Consider the following 20,332-nt stretch of genomic DNA (forward strand, 5'->3'; position numbering starts at 1 on the left):
CGGGGGCGGGCGGGGCCGCCCCCGCTGGGGTCAGAGGTCGTCGCGCAGCGCCGCCGCGACGGCGAGCAGCATCGAGCGGGCGGCCTCGTCGCGGACGTCCTCGGCCCGGTCCTCGAACCGGTCGAGGGCGCGGCCCGCCTGCTGCGGCCGGCCCCGGTCGGCGTGCCGCTCGGCGGTCGCCAGGTGGGCGGTGAGCACCGCCGCCTGGCCCCGCGTGAGCACCCCGTCGCGGCGGTAGTCGGCCACCAGGTCCTCCGCCTGCGCGTAGTCGACCGTCACCTCGATGGCGGCCTCCGCCTCGGCGGTGTTGCCCGCCGCGTCGGTGGCCGTCGCGGTGAACACGTGCGCGCCGGGCTCCAGCGCGTCGAGCACCGCCGGGGTGTCGATCTCGGTGCCGTCGACGGCCAGCGCCACCGACGCCACCCCCGACGCCGCGTCCTCCGCCGCCACATCGGCGTCGGGGGCCGACCGCAGCCCGTAGGCGGCGCCGTCCTCGATCCCGGTCACCGCGACCTCGGGGGCGGTGGCGTCGACCTTGAGGTCGAGCGCCCCCTCCTCCGACGTGCCCGCGTCGTTGGCGGCCCGGTAGCCGAGCGTGTGCTCGCCGTCGTCCGCCACCTCGACCGGCCCGGTGTAGGGCGTCCAGTCGCCGTCGCCCAACCGGTACTCGACCTCGGCCTCGGGGTCGTCGGCGGTCAGGGTGACGGTGACCGGGGAGGTGTACCAGCCGTCGGAGCCGGTGGGCTCGGCCGGGTCCGCCTCCGCCGTCACCACGGGCGGTTCGGGCGCGGGCCCGTCGTCCAGGGTGAACGCGGAGAACGCGGCCCGCGAGGTGGCGTCGGCCGAGTGGGCGGTGACCACCATGCCGATGTCCTGCCGGTCCGCCGCCGACTCCAGGACCGCCTCCGCGACCGGCGTGAACTCCTCGCCGTCGGTGGAGTAGGAGCCGGTGTAGGTGTCGCCGGAGCGCTCCAGCCGCAGCCAGACAGGCGCCTCGGCGGCACCGCCGAACTCCGACGACTCCAGGTCGCCGTCGCCGTCGGCGTCCCACAGCATCTCCGCGCCCGATCCGGTCGCGGTCATGGCGACGTAGCCCGCCGCCTCGCCCGGCCGGGTCAGGTCGTCGCGGACGACCAGCCCCGCCTTGCCCTGGTTGTTCGGCGCCTCGTGGGAGTCGAGCCGCACGGTCGCGGTGAACTCCTCACCCACCGCGCTGGGCTGGTAGATGGTGCCGTACTCGTCCACGCCCTGCCACATGTTGGCGCCGCCGGACTCGATGGTCCAGGCGTCCTCGCCCGGTTGCAGGAACGCGGCCTCGCCGTCGTGGGAGTAGGTGGTCCAGGGCGCCCGGACCTCCTCGGTGCCGACCAGGACGACCGCCCGCCGCGAGTCGCGGGTGAACCCGCTGTCGCTGGTGGCGCGGGCCCGGATCTGGTGCCGCCCGTCGGGCGCCGCCCAGTCCAGCTCGTAGGGCGCCTCGGTGTCCTCGCCCACGACCTCGTCGCCGGCCAGGAACTCCACCTTCTCCACCGTGTGGTCGGCGTCGGTGGCCTCCGCGCTGAGCCGCACGGTGTCCCCGCTGGCGTACTCGGCCCCGTTCTCCGGGCTGGTCAGGGTGACGCGCGGCCGGCTGTCGACCGCCACGCCCTTGCCGTCGAACTCCACGAAGTTGAGGTTGAGCAGGTCGCCGCCGCCGTCCCCGGTGAACACCAGGTACAGGTCGACGGTGCGGCCGGGGTCGGTGACGTCCACGCTGACGTCGGTCCACGCCTGCCACCCGCCGGTCGGGGCGACCTCGGCGGTGCCGAGCAGCTCCCCGTCGGGGGCGTCGGCGCGCACCTCGATGTTCCCGCCCGCGCCGCCGGAGGCGACCCGGAACACCATCGACTCGATGCCGGCGAGGTTGACCGGCGAGTAGGACAGGTGGTCGCCGTCGTCGACGTCGGTGACGTGCCGCAGCCCGCCCTCGACGTCGGTGGTGGCGGCGGTGGTGACGCCCTCGGCGGTGGTGTGGTACTCGGCCTGCTTGCGCTTGGGCTGGAGCAGCGCGTCGGCCCGCCCGGTGAGCGGGGCGACCTCGCCCTCGGCGCCCCCGCTGTCGGTGTACTCCGCCGACAGCACGTAGAACAGGTTGGCCTCGGCGCCGTGCCCGTCGTCGGCGAGCGTGGGCACGACCGCCTCGCAGCCCTGGAACCGGTCGACCAGGTGGCCGTGCTCGTCGTGGCCCAGCGACGCCGAGATGGTGACGTCGTCGCAGTCGATGGTGCCGTCCGCCGTGGACCCGTCCTCGGCGTCGGTGACCACGACCTCCACGGCGACCTCGTCGCCGAACTCGAACGTGCCGCCGTCCGGCGGGACGGTCAGCTCCACCTCGGGCCGGGTGTTGCCGACCGACACGGGCACGTTCGCCGTCGACGTGCGCCCCGCCGAGTCGGTCACGGTGAGCTGGGCGGTGTAGTCGCCCGCCTCGGTGTAGGTGTGCACCGGGTTCGCCTCGGTGGACGTGGCGCCGTCGCCGAACGCCCAGCTCAGCTCCACGGTCTCGTCGGGGTCGGGGTGCCCGGTGCCCTCGGAGGAGAACGCCACCTCCAGCGGCACGCCGCCGCTGTCGGGTTCGGCGGACGCCGCCGCGACCGGGTACTTCACCCCGCCGGTGTAGTCGATGCGGTACAGCCCGGATTCGCCGCCGGTGCCGAACCCGGCGCCCCACTCCAGCAGGTACAGGGCGCCGTCGGGGCCGAACTCCATGTCCATCGGGTAGTCGAACTCGAAGTTCGGCACGAACGGGGTGATGTCGAGGACCTCGCCCTCGTCGTCGAGGCCGACCTCCTTCACGTAGTGGCGGCCCCACTCGTAGAACAGGTTCTTGCCGTCGAGGTAGGCGGGGAACTTCCGGTTGGACTCCAGCTCGGGGTCGTAGCGGTAGGCGGGCCCGGCCATCGGCGCGGCCGCCCCGCTGCCCAGCTCCGGCCACTCCTCGGAGGGGCCGTAGCCGTAGTGGAACCCGGGCTCCACCGACGGCGGCAGGTTCTCCAGGCCGGTGTTGTTGGGCGAGTCGTTGACCGGCGCGGCGCAGTCGAACGGCTCACCGGAGGCGCCGGTGGCGAAGTCGTAGTCGCGGTAGGGCAGGTTCGGGCCGTGGCAGTACGGCCAGCCGTAGTTGCCGGGCTCGCCGATGGACATCCACTCGACCAGGCCCTCGGGGCCGCGGTCGGGGTCGCCCTGGGCGGCGTCGGGCCCGTAGTCGGCCACCAGCACGTCGCCGGTGGCGGGGTCGACGGAGAACCGGTAGGGGTTGCGGAACCCCATGGCGAAGATCTCCGGCATCGCCAGTTCGGGGTCGTAGGTGCCGCCGGGGAACAGGTCGTCGTGGGCGCCGCCGTTGAACAGGTTGTCCTCGGGGACGGTGTAGGTGCCGTCGTCCTGCGGGACGATGCGCAGCAGCTTGCCGCGCGGGTCGGCGGTGTTGGCGGAGGTGCGCTGGGCGTCCCAGGGCTCCCGGCCGGGCCGCTCGTCGATCGGGGAGTAGCCGTCGGAGGCGAACGGGTTGGTGTCGTCGCCCACCCCGATGTACAGCTCGCCGTCGGGGCTCATCTCCAGGGCGCCGCCGGTGTGGCCGGGCTCCTCGATGCGCAGCGCCGGGATCTCCATGAGCACCGACTCCGACTCCGGGTCGAGCCGGGTGCCGTCGTCCACCACGGTGAACCGGGACACCCGGTTGACCATGTTGGCCGGGTCGGTGTCGTCGCCGCTCGCGGGCGCGTAGTACAGGTACACCCACCCGTTCTCGGTGAAGTCCGGGTCCAGGGCGATGCCGGTCAGCCCGTCCTCGCCGCCGGTGTAGACATCGAGCGTGCCGAGGGTGGACGTGAGGTTGGTGTCCGGGTCGAACACCCGCACCTGGCCCTGCCGCTGCGCGAACAGCACGCGGCCGTCGTCGGCGACGCTCAGCCCCATGGGGTCGTAGGTGTCGGTGTCGAGCGGCACCTTCTCGTAGTTGTCCCACACGGTGCCGCCGCAGTCGGCCTCGGCCACCCCGGCGGCGGTGCGCACCCCGCCCAGCAGGTGGTCGATGAACTCCGGCTCGCTGTACGCCCCGCTCGGGTGGCCCATGGCCGTCGCCCAGATGGGCGCGCCGCCGACGTCGCGGCACCACGAGATCGGGTGGTCGTGCCCCATGGCGTCGGGCCCGGGGTCGTAGGTGGTCTCGTCGGCCGTCACCAGCACGTGCACGTCGCCGCGCATGTTGGCGTCGAAGTTGTACCACTCCTCCGAGCGCTCCCACACCGCCGGCAGGTTCGCCGTCGAGGGGTGGGTGCGGTCGGCGACCTTGGCGGTGCCGGGCAGCACCCCGGGGGAGTGGGTGGGCATGTGCGCGCCCGCGTTGATGGTCTCGTCCCACCACGGGAAGTCGTTCTCGATGCCCATGTCCGTGGCGTTGTGGATGGCGGCGATCCCGCCCCCGGCGGCGACGTAGTCCTGCACGGCCTGCCGCTGCGCGTCGGTCTCCCACACCATGCCCGACGTCTGGAACATGACGATGACGTCGTACTCGGCGAGGGTGGCGGGGTCGAACACCGCGGAGTCCTCGGTGTGGTCGACCGCGAAGTCGTTCTCCTCGGCGAGCCGCTCGAACAGGGCGACGCCGGAGGGGATGGAGTCGTGGCGGTACCCGGCCGTCTTGGTGAACAGCAGGGCGCGGAACTCGGGGTCGTCGCCGGTGTCGGCGTGGGCGACCGCGGGGGCGAGGGCGAAGGCCAGCAGGCAGGAGAGGAGTACGGCGCCGAGTGATCGCAGGCGTCGTAGGCGAACGCTCATGGAAGGAACCTCACCGGTCGTTAGAACACAGAAAGGGTCTCCGTGCGGCGTGCCGGCGCCGACGGGCACGGCGTCCCGGCGCCGGGGCGCCGGTCGGCCAGGGGGGAACCCGTGCGGATCACATGTGCGGCCTCACCCGTCCTTACCGTCGAGCGTGCGCAGGAACGCCAGGCCGTCCACGGCGATGGCGTCCTGGTCGCGTGCGAGCGGCCGCCAGATCGAGGCGGCCGTGGCGATGGTGGCGTTGTCGGCGGTGAACGACTCGATGACCAGCGGGCCCGTGTACCCGCTGTCGTCCAGTGCCGCCAGCAGGGCGGGCCAGTCGAGGTGGTCGGCGCCGGGGGCGCCCCGGTCGTTGGCGCACACCTGCACGTGGGCGATGCGCCCGGCCGCGCGCCGGACGGCGGCGGCGATGTCGGTCTCCTCGATGTTCATGTGGTAGACGTCCAGGGCCAGCCCGCACCCGTCGGCGGGCAGCCCGGCCAGGGCGGTCAGCGCCTGGTCGACCGTGTTGAGCAGGCTGGTCTCGTAGCGGTTGAGCGGTTCGACCGCCACCCGCACCCCCGCCGCCGCCGCGTGCGCGACGACGGGGGCGAGGTGGTCGGCCAGCTCCGCGTAGCAGGCGGTGCGCTCGGCCTCGGTGAGCCGCCAGGTGCGCCCCACCGAGGCGTAGGCGGGGCCGGCGATGACCGGCGACCCCACCTCGGCGGCGGCGTCGGCCACCCGGCGCAGGTAGTCCTGCGTGGCGGCGACGGTGGCGGGGTCGGCCGCCACCAGCTCCCGGCCCGGCCCCATGACCAGGGTGATCGTGGCGGCCAGGCCCAGGTCGGAGAGCAGGCGGGCGGCGCGCGCGGGCGTCCAGTCGCCGACGTCCTCGACGGGCAGCTCGATCACGTCGAACCCCCAGTCGCGGATACGCGGCGCCAGCTCCGCGAGGGCTGCGTCGGTCAGCGGCGACGTCCACACCCACGTGTTGACGCCCAGCGCGCGCCCCGCCATCAGCGGTCCTGCCAGGCTTCGGGGAACCCGGGCAGGTCCTCGCCGCCGAACTGGGCGTAGTGCAGGCTCGGCATGTCCTCGTTGCGCTCCAGGTACTCGTCCCGGTTCTCGGCGGTGATCGGCTCCTGCGGCAGCACCCACTCCCGCGGCACCTCCTCGCCGTCGAGGATCTGGGTGGCGGCGATGATCGGGGTCCGCCACTGGAAGTTGGAGTACACCGGGGCGATGGCCGTGATGTCCTCCTCCTGCCACTTGCGCATGAAGCTCAGCTCGTCCTCACCGGAGATCACCGGGTAGGGCTGGCCGGCGTCCTCGAACGCCTCCAGCGCCGCGACCGCGCCGTCCCCGGCGTCCATCCAGATGCCGTCGACCGCGCCCCGCTGGATGTGCTGGGTGACGAGGTCCTTGATCTGCGCGCCGTCGCCCTCGGTGAACTCGAACCCGAGGACCTCCAGGTCGCTGTCGTCGAACACCTGCTGGGCGGCGGCCCACCGGTGCTCCAGCACGTCCACACCCGGCAGGATGCGCAGCGCCAGCACGGTCGACCCCGGCTCCAGCTCGTCCACCAGGAACTCCGCGGCGTCGGCGCCGTAGGCGTAGCCGCCGATGGGGTGGATGAAGGTGACCGCGCAGTCGGTGTTGACGCCCCGGTCGAACACGATGACCGGCACCCCGCTCTCGCAGGCGGTCTCCACGGCCGGCGTCAGCGTCGCCGTGGTCGACGGCGAGATGATGATGGCCGCGCAGTCCCCGGCGTCCACGAACGCCTGGATGTCGGAGATCTGCTGGTTGTCGTCGTCGGCGGCGTCGGAGACCCGGAACTCGCCGATGTCGCCGCTCTCCTGGAACACCTCCACCTGCTGCTGCATGGTGATCCAGCCGGTGACCCGCCACGGGTTGGACACCGAGGCGTTGGAGAAGCAGACGGTGGGCTCCTCCGCCTCCTCGCCCTCCAACCGGAACTCGCTGGTGTCGACCATCTCGGGTTCGATGGCCTGCAGCCACGGCTCGTCCTCGGGGCCCTCCGGCTCGATGTCGCGCTGGGCGAGCTGCTCGTCGTACTCGGCCTGGTCGAACCACTCCTGCTCGGGGGTCGGGCTCTCGGCGCCCGCCTCGGTCTCCTGGGGGGTGTCGGTGGTACAGGCCGTCATGAGCAGCAGGCTCACGGCTGCTCCGCCGGCGAGGGCGGCGCGGGGGATGCGCATGGTGGGGACCTCCTAGCGGGAGCCGCGCGCGGGCGGCTCCTCCATTGGTGGGTCCGGCCGGGCGGGCTCGGGTTCCGCCGGCCGGGGTGTTCTCCGGGTCCACTCGCGCGCCGCGTAGGCCACGGCCGCGATGATGATGAGGCCCTGCACCGTCGGCTGGATGGTCGACGGCAGGCGGAGCTGGTTGAACAGCGTGAACAGCGCCTCGACGGTGAGGGCGCCGGCCATCGCGGCGACGACCGTGCCGCGCCCGCCGCTCAGCACCACGCCGCCGAGGACGACGGCGGTGATCGCGGCGAACTCCAGCCCCTCGCCGACCTGGGCGGTGACCCCGGCGAAGCCGCCGATGAGGATGCCGGCGAGGGTGGCCAGCAGACTCGACAGGACGAACGCCCCCGTGCGCACCCGCCACACCCGCGCCCCGGAGAACCCCGCGGCGGTGGCGTTGTCGCCGATGGCGACCAGGGTGCGCCCGTACGGCGAGCGCATCAGGGCGATGGCCCCCGCGCCCACGGCGAGCACGATGAGCAGCGCCCACGGGATCTGCCCGATGAACGGCACGTCCTCGATGCCGCCCCGCCCCGCCGTGCGGAACCCCTCCGACAGCGCCCCGGTGGGGGCGCCCCCCGTCCACAGCCGGATCGCGCCGTAGAGGACGAGCATGGTGCCGAGGGTGGTGATGATCGACGGCACCTTCAGCAGCGTGGTGATGAGCCCGTTGACCAGGCCCACCGCCGCGCCGAACACGAGCATCAGCAGCAGCACCGGCACCGTGCGGGCCGGGTCGCCGTCGATGAGCGCCGCGGCGAGCACCACCTGGGCGCCCACCAGCGACCCCACCGACAGGTCCAGCTCCCCGGACACGATGACGAAGTACTGGCCGACCGCCAGGATGATCAGCGGGGCCGCCTGCTTGACGAACGCCATCATCGACGGCGGCGCCGCGAACGACGGGTTGAGCGTGAACACCACCGCGAAGATCAGCACCAGCAGCGCGAACACCGTGCCGCTGCCGCCCGCCGCCAGGTGGGACAGCGCCGTGCGGGCGGCACCGCCGGACCCCGGGCGCACCTCCGTACGCGTCATGCCGTCCGCCCTCCTTCCCGTGCCGCCGGAACCGGTGGCGGCGGATCGCCGCCCGCCGCGGCCGGCGGCGCGGCCCCGCCCCCGGCGAACCGGGGCCGGCTGAGCGGGCGGTCGGTGCGGCGCCGCGCGTAGATCGCGACGGCGGTGATGACGATGGCGCCGCGCAGGACGTCCTTCCAGAACGGGTCGACCTGGAGCACGTTGAACACGCTGTCGAGCACCGCCAGGATCAGCACCCCGGCGACCGTGCCCGCCACCCCGCCGCGCCCGCCGAGCAGGAACGTCCCGCCCAGCACCACGGCGGCGATCGACTCCAGGTCGTAGCCGCCGTCGTAGACGAGGGTGGAGCCGGTGCCGAACCGGGACGCGATGAGCAGCCCGGCGACGCCCGCGGCGATCGAGCAGAGCACGTGCGCGGCCAGCACCGGCCGGTCGACCCGGATGCCCGACATGCGCGCCACGTCGGCGTCGCCGCCCACCGCGTACATGTGGTAGCCGGTGCGCGACCAGCGCAGGAACAGCACCGCCGCCACCGCGGCCGCCAGCATGACCGCCGTCGACAGCGGGATGAACCCGATGCGGGTGTAGCCGAACGCCTGGAACGCCTCCGGCACCTGCCCCACGGGGCCGGCGTACCGGGTGTCGAGGTAGCCCTTGATGATGAGGCCCATGCCCAGGGTGGCGATGAACGCGTTCACCTTGAGCTTGGTGATGATGAGGCCGTTGACCAGGCCGATCAGCCCGGCCACCACGACCACCGCGACGATGCCCAGCACCAGCCGCGACGGGTCGCCGGCCATCGTGGTGGCGGCGACGACGCTGCACAGCGCCATCACGTACCCCACCGACAGGTCCAGCGACCGGCACAGGATCACCAGGGTCTGCCCGATGGCCACGAACCCCAGCAGGCTGGAGCGGGTGAGCATGTCCACGACGTTGGCCGTCGACAGCAGGTTGTGGCCGTTCAGCCCGGCCACGGCCGCGCCGGCCGCCACCACGCCCAGCAGGGCCAGCCACACCATGCCGGTGGTGCCCAGGACCCATTGGGGCCGGCGGGCGGCGAAGTCGGGTACCGCGGTCATGACGCCGCCTCCCGGGGGGCCTCGGAGTGTCCGGTCGCCAGCGCCATCACGTCCTCCTCGGCGGCCCCGCCGGGCAGCTCCCCGGCGATCCGGCCGTCGTGCAGCACCACGATCCGGTCGGCCAGCCCGATCACCTCGGGCAGCTCCGAGGAGATCAGCACGATCGCGACGCCCGCCTTGGCGAGGTCGCGCACCAGCGTGTACACGGCGTGCTTGGCGCCGACGTCGATACCGCGGGTGGGCTCGTCGAGCACCATCACCGCGGGGTCGGTGGCCAGCCACTTGGCCAGCACCACCTTCTGCTGGTTGCCGCCCGACAGGAACCGGACCTCCTGCCCGGTGCCGCGCGCCACCAGCTCCAGGGACCGGAAGAACCCGGGCAGCGCCCGCGCCGCCGCGCGCGCCTTGCGCGGCAGCACCGCGTCGAGCACCATCCGCCCGTTGGCGAGCACCGACTGGTGCAGCGCCAACCCCTCGGTCTTGCGGTCCTCCGACACCAGGGCGATCCGCGCCCGCACCGCCTGGTGCGGGGAGCGCAGCCGCACCGCCTTGCCGTCGACCCGCAGCTCGCCGCGGGTGAACCGGTCGATGCCGAACAGCGCGTGTGCCAGCTCGGTGCGCCCGCTGCCCTGCAACCCGGCCAGGCCGACGATCTCGCCGCCGCGCACCCGCAGGTCGATGCCGTCGATCCGGTCGTTGCCGCCGCCGGCGACCTCCAGCCGCACCGGGCCGGGGGCGGTGCCCTCGACCGGCGCGGGGAACAGCATGTCCATGGGGCGGCCGACCATCATCCGGATCAGCTCCTCCGACGAGGTCTGCGCCGCCTCCACGGTGCCGACCTTGCGCCCGTCCTTGAGGACCGTGATCCGGTCGCACAGGTCGAAGATCTCCTTCAACCGGTGCGACACGTACAGCACCGCCACCCCGCGCTCCCGCAACCGCCGCACCAGCCCGTACAGCAGCTCGACCTCGTGGTCGGCCAGGGCGGCGGTGGGCTCGTCCATCGAGATGATGCGCGCGTCGTGCGACATCGCCTTGACGACCTCGACGATCTGCTGCTCGGCCACCGACAGCGTGCGCACCCGCCGCTCCGGCGAGATCCCGCCCAGGCCGAGGTCGGCCAGCAGCCGCCCGGTGTCGGCCGCCATGCGCCGCGCGTCGACCCGGCCGCCGCGGCGCGGCTCGCGGCCCAGGAACACGTTCTCGGCGACCGTGCGCTCGGGGAGCAGGTTGAACTCCTGGAACACCGTCGACACGCCCGCCTGCTGGGCCTGCACCGGGTGGGCGAACGCCACCTGCGCGCCGTTCAGCTCCACCGTGCCCGCGTCGGCCCGGTGGACGCCCGCCAGGATCTTCATGAGCGTGGACTTGCCCGCGCCGTTCTCGCCGACGAGGGCGTGCACCTCGCCCGCGCGCACCTCCAGGTCCACGTCGGACAGCACCCGGACGCCCAGGAACGACTTGCCGACGCCGCGCATGCGCAGCAGCGGGGCCGAGGACGGCGCGGCGTTCACTCCGGGACCTCCACCCAGGTGCTCCCCTGCGCCGACTCCAGCACGGCCTCGGCGATGCGGGCCGCGCGCAGGCCGTCGGTGAAGTCCGGCAGCCCGTCGGGCGCGGCGCCGTCGATGGCGTCGCGGGTGTCGGACACGAACGCGTCGAAGCAGTCCTGGTAGCCCTGCGCGTGCCCGGCGGGAACGCGCGCGAACCGGCCGGCGGCCGGGCTCAGGGTGTCGGGATCGCGCATCAGCAGGTTGCTGGCCTCGCGGCCGCCCTGCCACAGCAGTTCGGGCTGCTCCTGGTCGAAGGACAGCGTCATCTCGGTGCCGGAGACCTCCAGCAGCAGCCGGTTCTTCCGCCCGGCCGACACCTGGCTGATCACCGACGCGCCCACCATGCCGCCGCGGGTGGCGAACTGGAGGGTGACGACGTCCTCGGTGGCGACCGGGCGGGCGTCGGCGCCCCGGCTGTCGTTGACCGTGGAGGTCTGCGCGGACAGCCGGGTGATGCGGTCGCCGGTGACGAACTCCAGCAGGTCGCACCAGTGCGAGCCGATGTCGCCGAACGCGCGGAGCGGGCCGCCCAGGTCGGCGTCGACCCGCCAGTTGTCGTCGCCGGGGCGCAGCAGCCAGTCCTGGAGGTAGCTGCCGTGCGCCAGGTTGAGCCGGCCGACGGCGCCGGAGCGCACCTTCTCGCGCGCCTCGCGCACCATCGGGTGGAACCGGTAGACGAACGGGACGGTGGCGGTGCGCCCGGCCTCGGCGGCGGCCGCCGCCATGCGCTCGGCGGTGGCGGCGTCGGTGCTCAGCGGCTTCTCGCACACCACGTGCTTGCCGGCGGCGATCGCGGCCAGCGCGAGCGGGGCGTGCAGGTGGTTGGGCGTGCAGACGTGTACGACGTCGACGTCGTCGCGGGCGATCAGCGCCTCGGGGTCGTCGTAGGCGCGTTCGGCGCCCAGCGGGCCGAGGGCGGCTCGGGCCTTCTCCGGGCTGGACCCGGCGACCCCGACCACCCGGCCGCCGGCGACCCGGATCGCGCGGGCGTGGACCCGCCCCATGAACCCGGTGCCGATGACGGCGGCGCGGTACTCGGACCGCGTTCCGGCGCCGGGATCGGGGGGCGCGTTCGGTTCTGTGATGTGACTCACTCCCATAGGGAGAAGGTAAACGGGACTTCTGTCGAGCGTCAAGCAGAAGTTGCATCACAAGATCGAAATAGCTGGTCGACGTACCCGAAATAGTTCCTGTGCTTCACTGGTTCCGTGACAGAAGACGCGGTGATCTCCCCCGGCCCGGCCCGGCCCTCCCCCGTTCGGGTGCCGCCCGCCGCGGCACCGGCCGCCCCCGGAGCGGGCACCCTGCTCCGGCTGCTGCGCGACGGCCGCCCCCGGACGAGATCCGAGCTGGCGGGCGTCACCGGGCTCGCCAGATCCACGGTCACCCAGCGCGTCGACGCCCTGCTCGCGGCGGGTCTCATCGGCCCGGCGGGCGAGGCCGCGTCCACCGGCGGCCGGCCGCCCACCACCTTCGCGTTCGTCCCCTCGGCCCGCGTCGTCCTCGCCGCCGACCTCGGCGCCACCAAGGCCCGGGTGGCGCTCACCGACATGGCCGGCCAGGTGCTCGCCGAGTCGCGCGCCGACCTCGACGTCGCGCGCGGCCCCGAACCCGTCCTGGACTGGCTCGTCGCCCGGGGCGACGACCTGCTCGACCGCGCCGGGCGGCGGCGCGCGGACGTCCTCGGCGTCGGCATCGGGCTCCCCGGGCCGGTCGAGCACTCCACCGGGCGGGCGGTCAACCCGCCGATCATGCCCGGCTGGGACGGCTTCGACGTGCCCGGCTACGTGGGGGAGCGCTTCGCCGGACCGGTCCTGGTCGACAACGACGTCAACATCATGGCGCTGGGCGAGCACTTCGCCTGCTGGGCCGAGGCCAGCCACCTCATGTTCGTCAAGGTCGCCACCGGCATCGGCTGCGGCATCATCAGCGACGGCGGCGTGTACCGGGGGGCCAAGGGCGCGGCCGGCGACATGGGGCACATCCAGGTGCCGCACGGCGCCGGCCACCCGTGCCGGTGCGGCAACACCGGGTGCCTGGAGGCGGTCGCCAGCGGGGCGGCGATCGCCGCCGAGCTGACCGGGCAGGGCGTGGAGGCGCGCACCGCCCTGGACGTGGTCGACCTCGCCCGGTCGGGGTCGGTGGCGGCCCTCCAGTCGCTGCGGCAGGCCGGGCGCGACATCGGCGAGGTGCTGGCGGCGTCGGTGAACATGCTCAACCCGTCGATCATCGTCATCGGCGGGTCACTGGCCCTGGCGGGCGACCACCTGCTGGCGGGGGTGCGCGAGGTCATCTACCAGCGGTCACTGCCGCTGGCCACCGAGGACCTGCGGATCGTGTCGTCCCGGATGGGCGAACGGGCCGGCGTGATCGGCGCGGCGGTCATGGTGCTGGACTACGGGCTCAGCCCGGAACGCGTGGACGTCCTGGTCAGCGGCTGACCGGCGGCCCGCCGCGAAGGCGGGACCGGTCCGACGCGGGTCGTGGGCCGGGCGGCCGTCTCCGTCACTCGGGCCGGACGCGGGCCGCGCGCCGCGCACGGGACGCGCGGGCGATGCGGGGTTCCCGGGAGGCACGCGGCTCCCGGGCGGCCCGGGGCTCGCGTGGGGTGCGGGGCTCACGCGGGGCGGGGGCGTCGGGGCCCCGGTGCCGACCGTCGTAGCGGCGGAGCGTGCGCCGCATCGCGTCGCGGTACCCGGCGGCGTACCCCGCGTCGTCCGGGGCGCTGTCATCGCGGACCGCGCCGATACCCACGCTGCCCAGCAGGGTGAGGACCGCCAGGCCGGTGACGGCGTTGATCAGCGAGGTCGCGAACTGGGTGGCGAACCCGTCGTCCAGTGTGAACGGGGCGACGGCGGCCACCACGGTGACCAGGCAGGCGATCCACCGGAAGAACGTGAGGGCGCGGGGCGCCGACACCAGCAGCAGGTGGAGCAGCAGGGTGGCCACGAGCGCGGCCAGCCCGGCGGTCACCGCTGACGCGACGGCCACGGCCCCGCCGAAGTAGCCCGCCGTGATGGGCCCGAACAGCGGGACGCCCAGCACCCCGCGCATCAGCAGCGCACCGGCCAGCACGATGAGCACGGCCACCACGGCCGTCGCCACCCCGCCCGACCACAGCCGTGCGGTGTTGACGCGACGCCCGTTCCGAAAAGCGCTCATGCCGGTACCCCCCGATACGGCCCTGAACACGGTCGTAGCCCCCCATACCCGATAGTCACTCAGGGTAATCATGTAATGACACAAGGTGCGAGGGGTGGGGGCAGGGGGCCGACCGCACCCGTTCTCAGAGCCGCGCCCGCGCCTCGGCCAGGACCTCCGTATCCCGCAGCCAGTCGCCGCCGTCGAGTGCCAGTCCGACGGAGTCGGCCCCGGCCTCGGCGTAGGCGGCGAGCCGCTCGGCGACCTCCGCCGGCCCGCCGGTGACCGGGACGGCCGCCGCCTCCTCGGGGGGCATGCGGTGCACCTCCACGAGGACGCGGGTGAAGGACTCGACGGCGGCCGGGTCACCGCCGAGGAAGGCGTGACCGCCTACCGAGATCGAGGGGACCGGGCGGTCGAGCTCTCGGGCGATTTCGCGCAGCCGCGCCGCCCCTTCCACCAGGGCGGCGGGGGTGATCAGGGAGGGGGCCCAGCCGTCGCCGTGGAGGACGGCGCGGCGCATCGCCGCCTCGGAGTTCCCGCCGACGAGGATCGGCGGGACGGGGGCGGCGGGACCGAGGGTCACCTCGGTGCCGTCCAGCGTCGTCGGCTCGCCTCGGATGAGGCCGGGCAGCGCGCGCAGGGCGGCGTCGGTCCACGGCCCCCGCCCGCGCACCGGGGCCCCGACAGCGTGCCAGAACGGGGAGCCGGGGAAGCCGCCGATGCCCACGCCGAGGATGACGCGGCCGCCGGAGAGGTGCTGGAGGGTCTGCACCTGCGCGGCGGTCCAGGCGGGCGGGCGGAGGGGGAGGCTGAGTACGCCGAATTCGAGCCCGATCCGCTCGGTCGCGGCGGCGGTCGCGGCGAGGACCAGCGTGGCGTCGAGGCCGGGGGACCCGTCGCCGACGATGAAGTCCGACATGCCGACCGAGTCGTAGCCGAGGTCTTCCAGGTGGCGTGCCTTCGCGATGTCGGGGACACCGTTCGGGGTGGTGGGCAGGGAGGTGCTGATCCGCATGGCGGGCCTCTTCCGGGCGTCGGGGTGGGACGCTGGCAACGCTAGGAAGTGAAGTCGGGTTGAGGTCAACGCCCGTGAGGGGGAGGCCGGGGGCGGGGACCCGATGGGATGTGCCCCCGGCCGGACGGGCGGGTTAAGTGGCGGTGCGGAGGGTGGAGGGGTGCCAGTCGAGGTGGAAGAACACCCCGTGGCGGCCGTCGCGCAGCGGGCCCCAGGTGTGGGTGAAGGCGGCGATCAGGGCGAGGCCGCGCCCGCCCTCCTCGCACGGTCCCGCGTCGCGTATCTGCGGGACGGTGGCGCCGCCCGCGTCCTCGCACTCGACGCGCAGCCACCACGGGCCGAGGGTGGTGCGGACGCGGAAGTCCGCGCCGTCGGCGTGGCGGACCGCGTTGGTCGCGGCCTCGGACAGGGCGAGGGTCGCGGCGGCGGCCATGTCGTCGGGGATGCCCGGCGGTGGCGGAAGGACGGCGGTCAGCCACGCGCGCGCGTCGGCCACCGCCGAGGGCACCGAGGGGAACACCACGGTGTTGCGGAATACCTTCACGCCACCCACCCCCGCTCCGCCTCGGCCCGGAGTCGTTCCAGAACGAGCACGTAGCGTCGAATCCGGCGCGATTTCCGTGGGAAATGCGTTATGGTCGTTTTCGTCATCAGCGGGCTCCAAAGTTAGCTGGTGGCCACGGCCCCGGACCGTCGTGAGCGGTCGCGGGGTCCTCGTATGCACACAGTGGCTCGAAGGTTGTTGGTCCTGCCACATGAGCTACAGATCTGTTCTCGCTATCTGATTCCTGTAGCGACATGTAGGACAGTTGTGTGACCATAGATGCATGCCAGAGAAGGTGCTCCTCGCATGGATTCGCCTCGGTAAGGAGATTCGGCGACAACGCCTGCGTGCGGGCATGTCCCAAGCTCAGCTCGCTATGCGACTACATCTCTCCCCGGCCATGGTCGGGGCTATTGAGAGGGCGACGCGGGCGCCCAAAAGGGAACAAATAACAGAACTGGACTCGGTGTTCGCTACAGAGGGGGCTCTGCTTCGACGTTGGTCGGAGTGTGCTCGCGAAGACGCGAATCCCGATTGGCATAACGATGTGGTTCGCAGCGAGGTAGAGGCGTCCGAGGTGCGTATGTGGCATACGACCCTGATTCCCGGGCTTCTGCAGAGTCGAGAGTATGCGCGCAGCATCTTTACCAGCGGACGGCCGCTCGCCACCCAGCAGGAGATCGAAGAGCTCGTCGCAAGCCGTCTCGCGAGGCTGCCTACGATCAGCGCTTCCTTGTGGTGTGTTCTGGATGAAGCCGTCATCCGTCGCCTTGTCGGCAGCGCGAGCACCATGCTTCAGCAACTCGACCACCTCCGCGAGCTGGCAGAATCCGGAGCGGTGAGGCTGCAAGTCGTTCCATCCCGCACGCCCGATCACCCTGGTCTCAGCGGAGCCTTCCGAGTGATCTCCTTCCAGGAGCGTCCGCCGGTGGCGTACGTGGAGCACTTCATGGGTGGTGTCCTGTTGGACGGTGCCAGAGAGGTCAACCGACTCAGCGTCGTCTACGGTGAATTGCAGGCTTGGGCGTTGACGCCCACCATGTCGCTTGATCTGATCGAGCAAGTGAAGGAGAACTTTGGTGACGTGGCATAAGAGCAGCTACAGCGGCGCGCAGAGTGACTGCGTCGAGGTGGCCGAGGGGGCGGTGACGCTCGTGCGGGATACGCAGAACCGCGACCTCGGAACGTTGGAGGTTCCCGCTCGGGAGTGGGCCGCGTTCGTGGCCGCCGTCGCGGCCGAGTGACCTCCGGAGGAAGTGTGGCGATGGCCTGGCACAAGAGCAGCTACAGCCAGGGCGGGGCGTACAACTGCGTCGAGGTGGCCGAGGGGGCGGTGACGCTGGTGCGCGACACGCAGAACCGCGAACTTGGCATGTTGGAGATCCCCGCCCGCGAGTGGGTGGCGTTCCTGGCCGAGGTCGGGCGGGGCTGACCTTCGGTCAGACGGCCGGGCCCGGGGCCCGGGTGGCGGTGGTGATGGCGGCGGCCAGCGCGGGCATGTCCCCGGGGTCCAGCGCCGACACCGTCACCCGGATTCCCGGGTCCGCGTCGATGCGGAACCGGCGCCCCGGCGCCACCGCCCACCCCCGGGCCAGTAGCGCCCCCACCGCCGCCGCCTCGTCCTCCAGCGGCACCCACACGTTGACCCCGCTGCGCCCGTACGCCGCCACCCCGTTCTCCGCCAGCCGCCCGATCAGCGCCTCGCGCCGCTCCGCGTAGACCCGCCCCACCGCCGCCGGGTCCACCGCACCCCCGCGCCACAGCTCAACGAACGCCTCCTGGAGCACCCGGCTCACCCAGCCCTGCCCCGCCTGGAGCTGCGCCCGCACCCGGTCGACCGTCACCGGATCACCCGCCAGCACCGCCAGCCGCAGGTCCGGCCCGTACCCCTTGGCAACCGACCGCACGACCGCCCACCGCTCCGTCGCCCCCGCCACCGCCGCGAACGGCCGCTCCGCGAACCCGAACCCGTGGTCGTCCTCGACCGTCAGCACGTTCGGATACCCCGCCAGCTCCGCCCGCAGCAGCGCCGCCCGCTCGGCGGTCACCACCGCCCCCGTCGGGTTCTGCGCCCTGCTGGTCAGCACCACCGCCCGCACACCCGCCCGCAGCGCCGCCGCGAGCGCGTCCGGCCGCATCCCCTCGTCATCGAGCGCCACCCCCACCCGCTTCAAGCCCTGCGCCGCCACCAGGTCGAACTCCGCCGGCCACCCCGGGTCCTCCACCGCCACCGCGTCGCCCGGCCGCAGCGACGACCGCAGCAACCGGTCGATCCCGTCCAGCGCCCCCGACGTCACGGCCACCTCGTCGGCCGGGACCCCGTCGGCCGCGAACGCCTCGCGCGCCACCTCGGCCAGCGCGGGCACCACCGGCGGGTCGCCGTACAGGGTGTGCCGCCCGCGCCGCCGCCGAGCCACCTCGGCCAGCGCGGCGCCCAGGTCGGGCAGCAGGCGCGGGTCGGGGTTGCCGTCGGCCGCGTTGCGCACCCCCGGCGGCAGCGCCCCCGCCTCGTCCTCGCGCGGGGTGCTGGCCGACCGCCCCCGCACCCGGGTGCCGCGCCGGCCCCCGGTCTCGACCAGGCCCCGGTCGCGCAGCATGCGGTAGGCGGCGGCCACCGTGTTCGGGTTGACCCCGAGTTCGCCCGCGAGGTCGCGGATGGGCGGCAGGGCGGCACCGGAGGCGAGCGCGCCCCGGACGATCGACCGTTCGACGCTGTCGGCGATCTCCTGAGAACCGCGTCCGGTGATGGGCATGCCCGCATTATCCCGCAACCGCGCCCGCCGATCCGACGGAACGGGGCCGCCCTCGCGGCGGGAACGGGACGGAGACCGCGCGCGGGCGCCCGAGTATAACCCGGGCGTGATTCCGGGAAATGAACCGGCAGTGGCGAACGTATTTCCCGGTGCGCGTCGCGAACCGGGTTGCGCGATGCGCTCCGTAATTCGCCTTAGGGAATTCGGTGATCATCTTCCGAGGGCTTCCTTAAGTGAAGTCGAGATTCGGGCGTTGCTTTTTTCTCTGCTCTCACCTGCGACTATGGCACCAAGGGCGCGCCCGGCACTTGAAATCGGCGGAGAAGTAGTGATCGTAGGGGTATATGCGCGAGGTGCCCCCTCGCCGTCGTGTGCCCGCAACGCGGAAGTGCGCATCGAGTGTGAGGAGACGACCGATCAAAGGGCAGGATCAGCAGCGTTTCGGAGACGACCCCCTGGCCGTCCGCGACACCGACCACTACAAGGCCGAATACGTCACCGGGTTCGTAGAGAAGTGGGACGAGCTCATCGACTGGAAGCGGCGCTACGCCAGCGAGGGCCGCTTCTTCATCGAACAGCTCAAGGCGCGCGGCGTCCGCGAGGTGCTCGACGTCGCCACCGGCACCGGGTTCCACTCGGTGCGGCTGCTGGAGGAGGGCTTCGACACCGTCAGCGCCGACGGCAGCCCCGAGATGCTGGCCAAGGCGTTCGCCAACGGGCTCGCCTACGGCGGGCACATCCTGCGCGTCGTGCACGCCGACTGGCGGTGGCTCAACCGCAGCGTCCACGGCACCTACGACGCCATCATCTGCCTCGGCAACTCCTTCACGCACCTGTTCTCCGAACGCGACCGGCGCAAGGCGCTGGCCGAGTTCTACGCCATGCTCAAGCACGACGGCGTGCTGATCATCGACCAGCGCAACTACGACGCCCTGCTCGACGGCAAGTACGGCAACAAGCACACGTACTACTACTGCGGCGAGGAGGTGTCGGCCGAACCGGAGCACGTGGACGAGGGCCTGGCCAGGTTCGTCTACCGGTTCCCCGACGCCTCCGAATACCACCTCAACATGTTCCCGCTGCGCCGCGACTACATGCGGCGGCTCATGCGCGAGGTCGGGTTCCAGCGCATCGACACCTACGGCGACTTCCAGGAGACCCACCACGCCGACGAGCCGGACTTCTACATCCACATCGCCGAGAAGGCGTACCACCGCGAAGGGCGCGCCGACGGCTACTCGGCGGCCGTGCGCACCGCCCGCGACTACTACAACTCCACCGACGCCGACACCTTCTACCACCGGGTCTGGGGCGGCACGGACATCCACATCGGCCTGTACGACTCCCCGGACGACGACATCGCCGAGGCCAGCCGGCGCACCGTGGAGCGCATGGCCGCCAAGCCCGGCCTGACCGCCGGCAGCCACGTGCTCGACCTCGGCTCCGGGTACGGCGGCGCGGCCCGCCACCTCGCCCGCGCCTTCGGCTGCCGGGTGACCTGCCTCAACCTCAGCGAGGTCGAGAACGAGCGCAACCGGGCCCTCACCCGCGACGCCGGGCTGGACCACCTGATCGAGGTGGTCGACGGGTCGTTCGAGGACATCCCCGCCGACGACGCCGCGTTCGACGTCGTGTGGTCCCAGGACGCGCTCCTGCACAGCGGCGACCGCACCCGGGTCCTGGAGGAGGTGGCGCGGGTCCTCCGCAGCGGGGGCGCGTTCGTGTTCACCGACCCCATGGCGGCCGACGGCGCCCCCGCCGAGGCGCTGCGGCCCATCCTGGCGCGGCTGCACCTCGACACCCTGGGCACGCCCGGCTTCTACGACCGCGAGGCCGCCCGGGTGGGGCTGACCAAGGCCGGGTTCGACGACCTCGGGGAGCACCTGCCCGTGCACTACGCGCGGGTGCTCGCCGAGACCGAGCGGCGCAGGGACGAACTGGGCGCCGAGATCAGCGCCGAGTACCTCGCGCACATGACGACCGGGCTGCGCAACTGGGTCGCGGGCGGCGAGTCCGGTGCCCTGACCTGGGGAATCCTGCACTACCGGAAGTGAACCGCGCCCCGGTGCCGCCGCCCCGTGCGGCGGCGGCACGGGACCGCCCCCTCCCGGCGGGCCGCCGCGTGGCCGGGCG

General features: G+C 73.0%; 16 protein-coding genes. 5 read left to right on the top strand and 11 right to left on the bottom strand.

The annotated features are described in order from the left end of the window. Positions 1-30: 30 nt before the first annotated feature. The 7 genes from NT8_RS12025 to NT8_RS12055 form a co-directional block, all read right to left on the bottom strand. Positions 31-4,818 (bottom strand): ThuA domain-containing protein, encoded by a 4,788-nt coding sequence (locus NT8_RS12025; protein WP_084468860.1) that lies wholly within the window; start codon positions 4,816-4,818, stop codon positions 31-33. A gap of 132 nt (positions 4,819-4,950) precedes the next feature. Further along, positions 4,951-5,817 (bottom strand): sugar phosphate isomerase/epimerase family protein, encoded by an 867-nt coding sequence (locus tag NT8_RS12030; RefSeq protein WP_067967843.1) that lies wholly within the window; start codon positions 5,815-5,817, stop codon positions 4,951-4,953. Then, complete coding sequence (locus tag NT8_RS12035) at positions 5,817-7,022, bottom strand: substrate-binding domain-containing protein (RefSeq protein WP_067967845.1); 1,206 nt, start codon at positions 7,020-7,022, stop codon at positions 5,817-5,819. Before NT8_RS12035 ends, NT8_RS12030 begins: the two co-directional genes overlap by 1 nt. Before the next feature lie 12 nt (positions 7,023-7,034). Continuing rightward, entirely contained in the window at positions 7,035-8,108 is a 1,074-nt protein-coding gene (locus NT8_RS12040; RefSeq protein ID WP_067967848.1) for an ABC transporter permease, read from the bottom strand. Then, positions 8,105-9,190, bottom strand: a complete 1,086-nt coding sequence (locus tag NT8_RS12045) for an ABC transporter permease (RefSeq protein ID WP_067967851.1) — start codon at positions 9,188-9,190, stop codon at positions 8,105-8,107. Before NT8_RS12045 ends, NT8_RS12040 begins: the two co-directional genes overlap by 4 nt. Beyond that, positions 9,187-10,668: a sugar ABC transporter ATP-binding protein gene (locus NT8_RS12050; protein WP_067967904.1), complete on the bottom strand. Its 1,482-nt coding sequence runs from the start codon at positions 10,666-10,668 to the stop codon at positions 9,187-9,189. The genes NT8_RS12045 and NT8_RS12050 overlap by 4 nt, the downstream gene beginning before the upstream one ends. A 32-nt stretch (positions 10,669-10,700) precedes the next feature. Next, positions 10,701-11,837 carry a Gfo/Idh/MocA family protein gene (locus NT8_RS12055; RefSeq protein ID WP_281203424.1) on the bottom strand — a complete coding sequence of 379 codons (1,137 nt, stop codon included), beginning with the start codon at positions 11,835-11,837 and terminating at the stop codon, positions 10,701-10,703. 114 nt (positions 11,838-11,951) lie between these two features. On the opposite strand from NT8_RS12055, the gene NT8_RS12060 reads away from it, so the two are divergent. Continuing rightward, a complete protein-coding gene (locus NT8_RS12060; RefSeq protein ID WP_067967854.1) occupies positions 11,952-13,184 on the top strand; it encodes an ROK family transcriptional regulator in 1,233 nt (410 codons plus the stop codon). A 64-nt stretch (positions 13,185-13,248) separates the two neighbouring features. On the opposite strand, the gene NT8_RS12065 is transcribed toward NT8_RS12060, so the two are convergent. From NT8_RS12065 to NT8_RS12075, 3 genes are all read right to left on the bottom strand, one after another. After that, the gene (locus NT8_RS12065; protein ID WP_245646136.1) at positions 13,249-13,905 is read right to left on the bottom strand and encodes a DUF6069 family protein; all 657 of its coding nucleotides are present in this window, start codon (positions 13,903-13,905) and stop codon (positions 13,249-13,251) included. Positions 13,906-14,029: 124 nt separating this feature from the next. After that, a complete protein-coding gene (locus NT8_RS12070) occupies positions 14,030-14,902 on the bottom strand; it encodes an LLM class flavin-dependent oxidoreductase (protein WP_067967857.1) in 873 nt (290 codons plus the stop codon). Between the two features lie 133 nt (positions 14,903-15,035). Next, entirely contained in the window at positions 15,036-15,446 is a 411-nt protein-coding gene (locus tag NT8_RS12075) for an ATP-binding protein (protein ID WP_067967861.1), read from the bottom strand. A 283-nt stretch (positions 15,447-15,729) separates the two neighbouring features. On the opposite strand from NT8_RS12075, the gene NT8_RS12080 reads away from it, so the two are divergent. The 3 genes from NT8_RS12080 to NT8_RS12090 are packed head-to-tail and all read left to right on the top strand — an operon-like array spanning position 15,730 to position 16,878. After that, positions 15,730-16,539 (top strand): helix-turn-helix domain-containing protein, encoded by an 810-nt coding sequence (locus tag NT8_RS12080; protein ID WP_084468863.1) that lies wholly within the window; start codon positions 15,730-15,732, stop codon positions 16,537-16,539. Beyond that, positions 16,526-16,690, top strand: a complete 165-nt coding sequence (locus tag NT8_RS12085) for a DUF397 domain-containing protein (protein ID WP_067967866.1) — start codon at positions 16,526-16,528, stop codon at positions 16,688-16,690. The genes NT8_RS12080 and NT8_RS12085 overlap by 14 nt, the downstream gene beginning before the upstream one ends. A 20-nt stretch (positions 16,691-16,710) precedes the next feature. Further along, the gene (locus tag NT8_RS12090) at positions 16,711-16,878 is read left to right on the top strand and encodes a DUF397 domain-containing protein (protein ID WP_067967868.1); all 168 of its coding nucleotides are present in this window, start codon (positions 16,711-16,713) and stop codon (positions 16,876-16,878) included. 7 nt (positions 16,879-16,885) lie between these two features. On the opposite strand, the gene NT8_RS12095 is transcribed toward NT8_RS12090, so the two are convergent. Next, the gene (locus NT8_RS12095) at positions 16,886-18,199 is read right to left on the bottom strand and encodes an aminotransferase class I/II-fold pyridoxal phosphate-dependent enzyme (RefSeq protein ID WP_067967871.1); all 1,314 of its coding nucleotides are present in this window, start codon (positions 18,197-18,199) and stop codon (positions 16,886-16,888) included. Between the two features lie 401 nt (positions 18,200-18,600). Between NT8_RS12095 and NT8_RS12100 the strand changes: the two genes are divergently transcribed. Next, the gene (locus NT8_RS12100) at positions 18,601-20,253 is read left to right on the top strand and encodes a glycine/sarcosine N-methyltransferase (RefSeq protein ID WP_245646137.1); all 1,653 of its coding nucleotides are present in this window, start codon (positions 18,601-18,603) and stop codon (positions 20,251-20,253) included. Positions 20,254-20,332: the final 79 nt, after the last annotated feature.

The sequence above is a fragment of the Nocardiopsis trehalosi NBRC 14201 genome, assembly GCF_001552555.1.
Taxonomy (GTDB): Bacteria; Actinomycetota; Actinomycetes; order Streptosporangiales; family Streptosporangiaceae; genus Nocardiopsis_B; species Nocardiopsis_B trehalosi.

Bases quoted from the DNA above. Each gene is read 5' to 3' on its own strand.
- NT8_RS12025 (WP_084468860.1), bottom strand. From the start codon at position 4,818: ATGAGCGTTCGCCTACGACGCCTGCGATCACTCGGCGCCGTACTCCTC.
- NT8_RS12030 (WP_067967843.1), bottom strand. From the start codon at position 5,817: ATGGCGGGGCGCGCGCTGGGCGTCAACACGTGGGTGTGGACGTCGCCG.
- NT8_RS12035 (WP_067967845.1), bottom strand. From the start codon at position 7,022: ATGCGCATCCCCCGCGCCGCCCTCGCCGGCGGAGCAGCCGTGAGCCTG.
- NT8_RS12040 (WP_067967848.1), bottom strand. From the start codon at position 8,108: ATGACGCGTACGGAGGTGCGCCCGGGGTCCGGCGGTGCCGCCCGCACG.
- NT8_RS12045 (WP_067967851.1), bottom strand. From the start codon at position 9,190: ATGACCGCGGTACCCGACTTCGCCGCCCGCCGGCCCCAATGGGTCCTG.
- NT8_RS12050 (WP_067967904.1), bottom strand. From the start codon at position 10,668: ATGCGCGGCGTCGGCAAGTCGTTCCTGGGCGTCCGGGTGCTGTCCGAC.
- NT8_RS12065 (WP_245646136.1), bottom strand. From the start codon at position 13,905: ATGAGCGCTTTTCGGAACGGGCGTCGCGTCAACACCGCACGGCTGTGG.
- NT8_RS12070 (WP_067967857.1), bottom strand. From the start codon at position 14,902: ATGCGGATCAGCACCTCCCTGCCCACCACCCCGAACGGTGTCCCCGAC.
- NT8_RS12080 (WP_084468863.1), top strand. From the start codon at position 15,730: ATGCCAGAGAAGGTGCTCCTCGCATGGATTCGCCTCGGTAAGGAGATT.
- NT8_RS12090 (WP_067967868.1), top strand. From the start codon at position 16,711: ATGGCCTGGCACAAGAGCAGCTACAGCCAGGGCGGGGCGTACAACTGC.
- NT8_RS12095 (WP_067967871.1), bottom strand. From the start codon at position 18,199: ATGCCCATCACCGGACGCGGTTCTCAGGAGATCGCCGACAGCGTCGAA.